Annotated in this window: 9 protein-coding genes; 3 read left to right on the forward strand and 6 right to left on the reverse strand. The window is 51.5% G+C overall.

The window, feature by feature from the left end:
* The 4 genes from HOL66_16670 to HOL66_16685 all read right to left on the reverse strand — a co-directional run.
* On the reverse strand, positions 1-520 hold a 520-nt coding region (locus HOL66_16670), incomplete at its 3' end, for a PAS domain-containing protein (GenBank protein MBT5245866.1).
* 179 nt (positions 521-699) lie between these two features.
* Positions 700-2091: an NAD(P)(+) transhydrogenase (Re/Si-specific) subunit beta gene (locus HOL66_16675; protein ID MBT5245867.1), complete on the reverse strand. Its 1392-nt coding sequence runs from the start codon at positions 2089-2091 to the stop codon at positions 700-702.
* A 12-nt stretch (positions 2092-2103) separates the two neighbouring features.
* Positions 2104-2514 carry an NAD(P) transhydrogenase subunit alpha gene (locus HOL66_16680; GenBank protein ID MBT5245868.1) on the reverse strand — a complete coding sequence of 137 codons (411 nt, stop codon included), beginning with the start codon at positions 2512-2514 and terminating at the stop codon, positions 2104-2106.
* Positions 2515-2516: 2 nt separating this feature from the next.
* Entirely contained in the window at positions 2517-3734 is a 1218-nt protein-coding gene (locus HOL66_16685) for a Re/Si-specific NAD(P)(+) transhydrogenase subunit alpha (GenBank protein ID MBT5245869.1), read from the reverse strand.
* Between the two features lie 213 nt (positions 3735-3947).
* Here HOL66_16685 and HOL66_16690 point away from each other — a divergent pair, with 213 nt between their 5' ends.
* Positions 3948-4847 (forward strand): DMT family transporter, encoded by a 900-nt coding sequence (locus HOL66_16690; protein MBT5245870.1) that lies wholly within the window; start codon positions 3948-3950, stop codon positions 4845-4847.
* Between the two features lie 2 nt (positions 4848-4849).
* Here HOL66_16690 and HOL66_16695 read toward each other — a convergent pair whose 3' ends face one another.
* Positions 4850-5305 (reverse strand): hypothetical protein, encoded by a 456-nt coding sequence (locus HOL66_16695; GenBank protein MBT5245871.1) that lies wholly within the window; start codon positions 5303-5305, stop codon positions 4850-4852.
* A gap of 17 nt (positions 5306-5322) precedes the next feature.
* Positions 5323-6456 carry a M24 family metallopeptidase gene (locus tag HOL66_16700; GenBank protein MBT5245872.1) on the reverse strand — a complete coding sequence of 378 codons (1134 nt, stop codon included), beginning with the start codon at positions 6454-6456 and terminating at the stop codon, positions 5323-5325.
* Positions 6457-6623: 167 nt separating this feature from the next.
* On the opposite strand from HOL66_16700, the gene HOL66_16705 reads away from it, so the two are divergent.
* A complete protein-coding gene (locus HOL66_16705) occupies positions 6624-7928 on the forward strand; it encodes an iron-containing alcohol dehydrogenase (protein ID MBT5245873.1) in 1305 nt (434 codons plus the stop codon).
* Positions 7929-8066: 138 nt separating this feature from the next.
* Positions 8067-9950, forward strand: coding sequence for a hypothetical protein (locus tag HOL66_16710; GenBank protein ID MBT5245874.1), 1884 nt, complete (start codon positions 8067-8069; stop codon positions 9948-9950).
* Positions 9951-10309: the final 359 nt, after the last annotated feature.

Consider the following 10309-nt stretch of genomic DNA (forward strand, 5'->3'; position numbering starts at 1 on the left):
TCTCAAAAGAGGAATTTATCTTTGTGAAGTAACCCTCCAAATTACCGGAACCGATCATATCGGGAGAAAGATCAAAAATTCTCTCCAATTCATATTCCGCTTGTTTGCGTTCGGTGATGTCCTGAATGATGCCAAACATAGACACGACACTTCCATCATTACCAAATTCGCACTCGGCTTTTGCATGGATGGTTCGCACCTTTCCGTCAGTACGAACGATGCGGTGTTCGTATTCAAACGCTTGGCCCGTCTCAATTGCTAAATCAAATGAATTCTGAACACGCTCAAGATCTTCAGTATGGCAGGCACTGACACCTTCATCCAAAGTCATTCGATGAACTTTTGGATCGTATCCATAAATTCTATTCATCTCGTCAGATGATATGAGATTTTTTTCAACTATCGAAAACTGCCAGTGCCCTAAACGAGCAAACTGCTCTGCCCGTAGAAGCCGCTTTTCTTCCTTATATAACTTGCTTTCAAGCTTCTTGCTGCTGGTGCTGTTCTCGACGTTTGACATGTCACAATTCCAATAATGGTTATTGTGTACGTTGAAAAATTATCTTCTTATACCACTCGCGTAGCAGGTTGTCTCTTTCCGGATAAAAGCAGACAAGTTCTCACAGGCCCGGCCATGTTTGCCTTCAATTGAAAGCAGACATGGCCGGGCTTAATCTGAGCGTTATTTAAAGGGGCATACTAGCCCAACGCGACGACGATTTCCTCGGTCATTTTCTTGGCGTCGGAGAACAGCATCATCGTCTTGTCGTTATAGAATAGCTCGTTCTGGACCCCGGCATAGCCGGTCGCCATGGAGCGTTTGATGAACAGCACCGTTCCGGCCTTCTCAAGATCAAAGATCGGCATCCCGTAGATATCACTGGTCGGGTCGGTCTTGGCCGCCGGGTTGGTGACATCGTTGGCGCCGATGACGTAGGCGACGTCGCAACTGGCGAACTCGTGGTTGATTTCCTCAAGCTCGAAGACCTCGTCGTAAGGCACGTTGGCTTCGGCCAGAAGGACGTTCATGTGGCCCGGCATACGACCGGCAACCGGGTGAATGGCGTAAGAGACTTCGACGCCTTCTTCCTTCAGCTTGTCGGCCATTTCACGGACCGCGTGCTGGGCCTGGGCGACGGCCATGCCGTATCCGGGGACGATGATAACCTTGCTGGCATTCTTCATCAGGAAGGCCGCGTCATCAGCCGCCCCCGATTTGACCGCACGCTCTTCGCCACCACCGGCAGCCGGACCGGCAACTTCACCGCCAAAACCACCAAGCAACACGTTGAAGATCGAACGGTTCATGCCTTTGCACATGATGTAGCTAAGAATCGCGCCCGATGAACCAACCAGCGCACCGGTAATAATCAGGGCCGGGTTGGACAGGGTGAAGCCAATGCCGCAAGCCGCCCACCCCGAATAAGAGTTGAGCATGGAAACCACGACCGGCATATCGGCACCGCCAATGGGGATGATAATCAGGAAACCGATCAGGAATGACAGACCGACCAGAACCCAGAAGACGGTATCGCTCTGCCCACGCACCAGCATGATGACCATGGCGACAATCAGGATGGCGATCAGTGCATTGAGCTTATGCTGGCCGGGGAAGGTAATGGGCGAGCCGCTCATCACACCCTGCAACTTGGCAAAGGCGATGACACTGCCAGAAAACGTTACCGCACCAATGGATGTCCCAAGCGACAATTCGACCAGCGAGGCGCCAGCGATTTCACCAAAATTACCAATGCCAAAAGCTTCCGGGTTATAGAAAGCGGCAGTGGCAACGAACACGGCAGCCAGACCAACCAGTGAGTGGAAGGCGGCGACAAGTTGCGGCAGGGCCGTCATCTGGATCTTCAGGGCGACGATAGTACCAATAGCACCACCAATAAGCAGCGCCAGAACAATCATCGAATAGCTGAGCACGCCTGGATCCATCAACGTCGTAAGGATGGCGATGGTCATACCGGCAATACCGAAGCGAACACCCGTACGGGCCGATTCAGGCGAGGAAAGCCCGCGCAGGGACATAATGAACAGCACCGAGGAAATCAAATAGGCGAAGCCTGTCATATTTTCAGTCATATCATGCTCCCCCTATTTCTTTTTCTTTTTGAACATTGCCAGCATCCGCTGGGTGACGATGAAACCGCCAAAAATATTGACGGATGCCAGAGTCACGGCCATGAACCCCATGACCTTCGAGAAGTCCATATCCATGGGACCGGCGGCAAGCAACCCGCCGACGATAATCACCGAAGAAATGGCATTGGTCACCGCCATCAACGGTGAATGCAAGGCCGGGGTGACGCTCCAGACCACATAAAAGCCAATAAAGCAGGCGAGCACGAAGACCGTGAACAGCGACAGGAATTCCATTCCGCCGCCAGAGGTCGGCGTCGCCGCCAGTTGGGTTGCTTCGGTGGCGATTCTCAGCGCGTCTTCGGCCAGTTTGGCTGCATCACTGGCCAGGCGCGTCGAATGATCAGCAACAGTTGCTGCATCCATAACTATTTCCCCTTACTTGCGGATTTATCGTCTTCCGCCGTGTCGGTTTTCTCTGGTTCTTTTTTGGCGGGCTTCTTTTTAGCCCCCAGCATCGGATGAATGACCTTGCCGTCGCGGGTGACACAGGTTCCGGTGATGGTTTCATCTTCCCAGTCGATGGTGAAAGCCTTGCTTTCACTGTCAACGTGGGGACTGATAAAGTTAAGCAAATTGCGTGCAAACAGCGAGCTTGCGTCATTTGCCAGCCGGCCGGGCACATTGGCATGGCCGACAATCTTGACGCCGTGCTTTTCGACAACTTTGCCATATTCGCTTAAGGGACAGTTACCACCGGCTTCAACCGCAAGATCGACAATCACCGAACCGGTCTTCATTGACTTGACCATATCTTCGGTAACCAGCACAGGGGCGGGTCGCCCGGGGATCAGCGCCGTGGTGATAACGATATCCTGCTTGGTGATATGTTCGGAAACGACCTGCTTCTGCTTCTCGAAGTATTCGGGTGGCATTTGCTTGGCGTAGCCGCCTGCGGTTTGTGCTTCCTTTTCCATTTCCGGATCGACTTCCAGGAATTTCCCGCCCAGGCTTTCGACCTGTTCCTTGGTCGCCGGGCGCACATCGGTGGCTGTCACAATCGCCCCCAGACGTTTGGCCGTGGCAATGGCCTGCAAGCCTGCGACACCAACACCCATGATAAAGGTCTTGGCCGGGGCGATGGTGCCCGCCGCCGTCATCATCATCGGGAAGGCGCTGCCGTATTCCGCAGCCGCGTCAAGAACCGCCTTGTAACCGGCAAGATTTGACTGCGACGACAGGATATCCATGGTCTGGGCACGGGTAATACGGGGCATCAGTTCCATGGCAAAGGCCGTGACGCCGGCCTTGGCAATAGCGTCGATTTCCTTTTTGTTGGAAAGCGCCCCCAGGCTGGCCATCAACATGGCGCCCTTTTTCATCATCGCAAGCTCGCTCTTGGCGCCCGTTGTGGTGGGCCCCAGAACCTTGAGAACGATGTCAGCGCTCTTCAATGCACTGGCGGCGTCTTTTGCGATGGTCGCACCCGCTTCCTTGAAGGCGTCATCGGTAAAAGATGCCTCGGCACCGGCGGACTTTTCAACAGTTACGGAAAAGCCCAGACCAATGAGCTTTTTAACAACATCGGGGGAAGCGGCGACCCGTGTCTCTCCGGGTTGGCTCTCCCTGGGAATGGCGATTTTCATATCGAGAAGTTCCTTAAGGTCTTCAAATGGACTTTCAGCAGGAAAGTTCAGTCAGCGATTTATGCCCTTTTCACGTTTTTTAAACAAGTACTGGATGGTGATAGTTAACGATTTTAAGAGCTCAATTAAATGTTTTATGTCAAGACACCAAAAAAATATTTCACCTTGTGAAACTTGCAATCTGCTGGAGAATGCCGCAAAGCAGACCCCGGCATGAATCATCAAACCACAACCACACAGTCCACGGATACCATGGGTCGCTTTCTGGCGCTGGGCTCGGCGACTTTTCTGGGACTCAACACGACCCTGGCGCGGCTCGCCTATGAGGGCGGCTCCAACCCGGGGACGGTGGTTTTCCTGCGCATTAGCCTGACCGCACTTGCAATCGGCATACTGATCGCCCTCACCCGTCGCGGCTTTTCCCTGCCCAGGATGGCAATCCTGCCGCTTATTGGAGTCAGCGCTTCGGTCGTCCTGCAGGGAACGTCTTACCTGTCATCGGTTTCATATATCCCGGTCGGGCTGGCCGTGCTGTTGTTTTACACCTATCCGCTGATGGTGGCAGCGGCGAGCCAGTTCATCGACAAACAGAAAATTGACAGAGCACGCCTGATTGCCTTTGGCGCGGCTTTTATCGGCATCGGCATGGCCGTCGGTCCTTCCTTCAACGTGCTCGACTGGCGCGGTATCGTGCTCGCCCTGATGGGTGGTTTCGGGGTGATGGCCACCTTCATGTTTACATCGAGGGCGTTAAAATACGTAAAGCCGACAAGTGTTTCTTTTTATTCCAATGTGTTCGCCGTGCCAATGATGGCGGTGATGATGGTTATGCTGGGTGGTTTCGAGCCCCCGACAACAGGCATGGGAATAGCCGGACTGACCGGTGTTTGTGTGTTTTACGGGTTGGCCATCCTGATGCTCTACGCTGCCATCCATTCTATCGGCAAGACAATGACGGCGTTGCTGAGCAATCTGGAACCACTGGTGTCCATCATCGCGGCGGCCCTGATCCTGGGCGAGACCTTGACGGGCATTCAGTACCTTGGTGGACTGATCGTTGTCATCTCGCTGGTCACAGGTGACTGGATGGCGAGACGGCGGACGGCCCAATAAAGTTACAGGCGGTTATATTTTTTTAAGAACGCCCGGTGATCTTTCAGGTAGCTAGTAAAAAGCCGAACCTGAAACAGGCCGCGCAGCAAACCCAGAAAAGACACCATCATCAGCACCCAGGACGTTAGCGTCACCGTGGCCCGGACATTTTCCCAATTTGTCTCCGATTCAGACGTCTCCTGATGCGAACAGGCCTCTACCCCCGCCGCCGCGATTTGCTTTTGTTGCTCTTGAACACTAAGGGTGCTGCCGACGAAAGAAAGGCATTCTGGCTCGTCATAGCGGGAAAATGCCCCCGCTGCATAGGCCACAGCCCATATAAAGCAGACAGCCAATATGATTGCCATGGCCCAGGAAAAGAGTTTCCAGTCGCGAATACGTATATGCAGCCACTCTTCCTGATCGGTTGATAAAATCAGCCGCAGGTTTTCGTCCTTGGGATATTCAAAATCTGACATGCAATATTTTTCAGTCTTTAGACGATATTATGTTCCGGGCCGAACGGGAATTTGGTGATGTTTTCGGCCCCATCTTCTGTGATCACCAGAATATCATGTTCCCGATAGCCGCCAGCCCCGTCCATACCCTCTGGCAGCATGATCATCGGTTCCATGGAAACCACCATACCCGGTTCGAGCACTGTTTGAATGTCCTCGCGCAGTTCCAGCCCTGCCTCGCGACCATAGTAATGACAGAGGACGCCAAACGAGTGGCCGTAGCCAAAGGTGCGGTATTGCAGCAGATCGTGCTCTTTGTAAATTTCGTTCAGTTCATTAGCGATGTCGCAGCAGCGAGCTCCGGGTTTCATCAGCTCCAACCCGCGGCGGTGTACCTGACAGTTGATTTCCCAAAGTTCAAGATGCCGCTTCGAGGCATGACCACAAAACAGGGTCCGCTCCAACGCCGTGTAATAGCCCGCAATCATCGGAAAGCAGTTCAGGCTGAGGATATCACCCTCCAGGATTTTTCGTGAGGTCACCGGATTGTGGGCGCCGTCCGTATTAATGCCCGACTGGAACCAGGTCCAGGTATCCATCAGTTCAGCGTGCGGATAGGTGGCGGCGATGTCACGGACCATGGCGGCCGTCGATTGCAAGGCCACCTCGTATTCAGGCACGCCTTCACCGATGGCATCCCGACAGGCCGCACCGCCTATATCGGCGATCCGCGCGCCATTGCTAATAACGACGATTTCCTCAGCCGATTTGACCATGCGAAGGGCCATCACAGGCTTGGAAATATCGATAATGTCGGTATCCGGAAAAGCCGCCTTCAGTTTTGCAAGGTTCTCCACATTAATGTGGTCGTATTCAACACCGAGGGTTTTCGGGCTCACCAATTCCTGCTTCAGGGCGCGAAAATAATTATCGCGCTGCCAGTCCGTGTAAATGACGTTATCGCCAAAGGTCCGCCTGCCCGGCTGGCCACCATCGATATTGGCGCTGAGCGTGACCGCCTTACCTTGAGTCACCACCAATCCGTAAAGCCTGCCAAATGAACAATACAGAAAGTCCGAATAATAGTTAATGTTGTGATAGGAGGTGAACAAGGCTGCGTCGATGTCGCTTTTGGCCATCAGAGAGCGCAATGCCGCCTGCCGCGCCTTCATTTCGGACGCAGAAAATGTCGGAGTCGGTTTTTCACCATTGTCGATGTGTATGATATTTTCCACTTTTACCTCCCGATACTGATTTTGAGCTTCGCGAAGCTATCATTTTGCAAATAGAATTCATGCGACAGTATGCGACACCTCATGACGCTTGAAGGATAGCCCAAATGACCAGTCCCAACCCTTTTCCCGCCCTTGACGATGGTGAGACCGTATTCACCGTACCGGCCTCGACCATCAAATACGGGCCTGAGGCGCTCAACGAGTTGGGCGATGATGCCCACAGGTTAGGCATGACACGGACCGCCCTGTTCACGGACGAGCATGTGGTCGAAACCGAACCTTTGAAAACAGCCCTGGACGCGCTGATGAAGGCCGGGGTCGAGACGGTTGTTTTTGACGCGGTCAAGGTAGAACCAACAGATGACAGTTTCAGGGTCGCCGCCCAATTCGCCAGCGAAGGAAATTTCGATGGCTACATATCGCTCGGCGGGGGGTCTGTTATTGATACTGCCAAGATCGCTAACCTGCTGGCCACGCACCCTGATGATCTGATGGCCTACGTCAACGCGCCCATAGGTCAGGCGAAACCGGTTCCAGGGCCAATCAAGCCGCATATTGCCTGCCCGACGACCTGTGGCACAGGCAGCGAAACCACTGGCGTCGCGGTTTTCGATCTGGTCCGCGAACAGGTCAAAACCGGCATTTCATCCATTCATCTTCGCCCGGCCCTGGCCCTTGTTGATCCGGTGACAACCGAAAGCTTGCCGGCAGGGGTGATTGCCGCAACCGGTTTTGACGTGCTCACCCACGCCATTGAATCTTTTACCGCCCGGCCCTACAGATCCCGTGAAAAGCCCGAACTTGGCAGCCGCCCTCCCTATCAGGGGGCCAACCCTTTTTCTGACATTGGCGCCGAGGCCGCCATTCGTATCGGCGGGGAGTATCTGGTTGCCGCCGTCCGCGAACCGGACAATATTGAAGCCCGTCACCAACTCATGTTCGCAGCCACTCTGGCCGGTCAGGCCTTCGGCAATGCCGGCGTTCACATCCCCCACGCCATGTCTTATTCGGTCGCTGGCCTGAACCATGAATACGTAGCCAAAGGTTACGAGAACGCAAACCCGATGATTCCGCACGGCTTGTCGGTGGTGATTAACGCCCCGGCGGCCTTCCGTTTTACCGGACCCGCCGGGCCCGAACGCCATTTACAAGCCGCCGCCGCCCTGGGCGCTGATACCTCAAACGCCGCACCTTTGGATGGTGGAGAGCTATTGGCATTACGTTTAAGCGACATGATGCAAGCCACAGGACTGCCAAGCGGACTTGCTGAAATAGGTTACAGCGAAGACGACATTCCGGCCCTTGTCAAAGGCTCCTACGCCCAACAACGGCTACTGGCGCAAGCCCCCTGCCCGGTCAGTGAAGAAAACCTGGCCGACATTTACCGGGCTGCCATGAAATACTGGTAGGATTCTTTGAGGCATAAGCGAATCCATCCGCAATATCAAAATCCCCCGTATTCTTGATCAGCATCATTTATATTATCCTGTATTTTGTTAATTTGAAAAAGTTGGGGAATATTTTCTATAAGCTCACCGGACGGACAAGTGAACAATACCGAACCCGTTATATCTACTGGCCGACATCATTCAGCAGGGGTTCCAGTCCGGCTTTTCTTGCGACGCTTTGTCGTTTTAACATTCATTATTTTGTTGGTTTTTTTGCTAGCGGGCACCATCGCATTTCGCATTCAAAACCAGCTCCACAAAAAAGAAGAATTAATTCAAAACCAGAACGCCGTAGAACTTGCCACAAAATTAGCCGTGCATGATTTTGATACGGTGATTGCGGATCTTTCGTTCCTTGCCATTGACGATTCTCTTTCCGGCTATTTACACAATGAGAAAAGAACCAATCGGTTTAATGAAATAAGCAACGAGTTCATCAATCTTGCCAATACACGCCGCCTGTATGATCAAATCCGTTTGCTGGATTCATCAGGCAATGAACTTATTCGCGTCAATTACGAAAACGGCAACGCCAGGGCGATACCTAAAAATAAATTACAGAACAAATCCAATCGATACTATTTTTCCTTGTCGGCAAAATTAGCCAAAGGGGAAATTTATATATCGCCAACCGATCTGAATATGGAAAACGGGAGAATTGAAAAACCCCATAAACCGGTGATCCGTTTCGGCACACCGCTTTACAATACATCCGGAAAATTTAGAGGCGTTATTGTTCTAAATTACCTTGCCAAGATATTCATTGATCAGTTCAAAAAACAAATGGAATTGGCTCCCGGGGCAGGTTTTTTGGTCAATAGTAATGGATTTTACCTGTCCAGTCCTACGCTGGCAGACGAATGGGCGTTCATGTTTGGTGGTAAGGCTAATTTCAGCAATAAACACCCAGAAGTTTGGAAATCCATAAAGGAAACTGACTCGGGCATTATCGATACCAGCGAAGGAAGGTTCGTCTATTCGACTACCCACCCCTACGCTTATGCCCCAAACGCCAGCAAAGAAAGCAGGCAGATGAGAGACTGGAAAATCATCACCGCGTCCTATGCAAGAACCGGCGATCTTTTCATGATTGCAAGCGATTTGCTTAAATTTTATCCCCTGGCCCTGCTCCTGCCCGTTTGCATAATAATCGCATGGTATTTTTCACGCGCTTCGGTGGGTAAATTAATAGCTGAGAGAAACCTGGTCTTGACCAATTTATCCCTGGAAAAGGAAGTCAACAGTCGCACCGCTAATCTGAAAACAGCTTTGCAGGAAGCAGAGCAAGCTAATCTACACAAGTCGAATTTTCTCGCCAGTATGAGCCACGAGTTAAGAACGCCGCTGAATGCTGTCCTTGGTTTCGCGCAAATGTTGCAACTTGACCCCAAGGCCCCCCTTTCAGAATCTCAAAAAGTGCATGTAAATTGTATTGTCGAGGGTGGCGAGCATCTTCTTGAGTTGGTAAATGATATTCTTGATCTGGCCACGATTGAGGCAGATCAGGTTTCTCTTACCTTTAATGATGTCAATGTTGTCGAAGTAACCGTCGACTGTGTGAGATTGATTTCCCCCCTTGGGGAAGCAAGGGAAATTAAAATTACCAATAAAATTAATAACAGGTTGTTACCCCTGGTTCGTTGCGACATGACCCGATTAAGGCAAACGTTCCTCAATCTTTTATCCAATGCCATTAAATTCAACAAGGACGGTGGATCGGTGACAATAGATGCACATGAAACCGATGATCAGTACTTGCGCATTCTGGTAACGGATACCGGCACAGGCATCGCCAGGAAAAATTATCCTGACGTCTTTCAGATATTCAATCGACTGGGCTTAGACCCGATGATTTCAAAGGAAGGCACCGGCATTGGTCTGCCGGTAACCAAAATGTTGGTGGAACGTATGTCCGGCAGAGTCGGTTTTGACAGTGAAGAAGGTATCGGCAGCACTTTCTGGATTGAGCTACCATTGGCTTAAAAAATGGCATTCTAATTTGCAGCGATGACTTGTGAACCGGTGTGAATGCCCCAATATACAAGGGGGAAAGAGCAGGATATCATGCTGGCCTTAAAAGACATTGAAACAGTAAACTGAATATCACCGGTATCGGAATATTCTATTGGGCACAAAATATAAGGATCGAAAATGGCAAAGACTATTCTCATCGTTGAGGACGATCCGCGCAACATGAAGTTGTTCGGTAATGCTCCCAATTTTTAGCGGTACAAATGAGTAGAATTTTCTCGTAATGTTTTTTGAGGAGATTCAACATGAAACAATCACGTTATTCTGACAGCCAGATCATCGCTATTTTGAAGCAGGCTGAGGCCGGTTCA

The organism is Rhodospirillaceae bacterium (genome assembly GCA_018662005.1).
Taxonomy (GTDB): Bacteria; Pseudomonadota; Alphaproteobacteria; order Rhodospirillales; family JABHCV01; genus JACNJU01.

What these genes read in the sequence shown, in the direction of transcription:
- HOL66_16675 (MBT5245867.1), bottom strand. Translation starts at nt 2,091, where the DNA reads ATGACTGAAAATATGACAGGCTTCGCCTATTTGATTTCCTCGGTGCTG.
- HOL66_16680 (MBT5245868.1), bottom strand. Translation starts at nt 2,514, where the DNA reads ATGGATGCAGCAACTGTTGCTGATCATTCGACGCGCCTGGCCAGTGAT.
- HOL66_16685 (MBT5245869.1), bottom strand. Translation starts at nt 3,734, where the DNA reads ATGAAAATCGCCATTCCCAGGGAGAGCCAACCCGGAGAGACACGGGTC.
- HOL66_16690 (MBT5245870.1), top strand. Translation starts at nt 3,948, where the DNA reads ATGAATCATCAAACCACAACCACACAGTCCACGGATACCATGGGTCGC.
- HOL66_16695 (MBT5245871.1), bottom strand. Translation starts at nt 5,305, where the DNA reads ATGTCAGATTTTGAATATCCCAAGGACGAAAACCTGCGGCTGATTTTA.
- HOL66_16700 (MBT5245872.1), bottom strand. Translation starts at nt 6,456, where the DNA reads ATGAAGGCGCGGCAGGCGGCATTGCGCTCTCTGATGGCCAAAAGCGAC.
- HOL66_16705 (MBT5245873.1), top strand. Translation starts at nt 6,624, where the DNA reads ATGACCAGTCCCAACCCTTTTCCCGCCCTTGACGATGGTGAGACCGTA.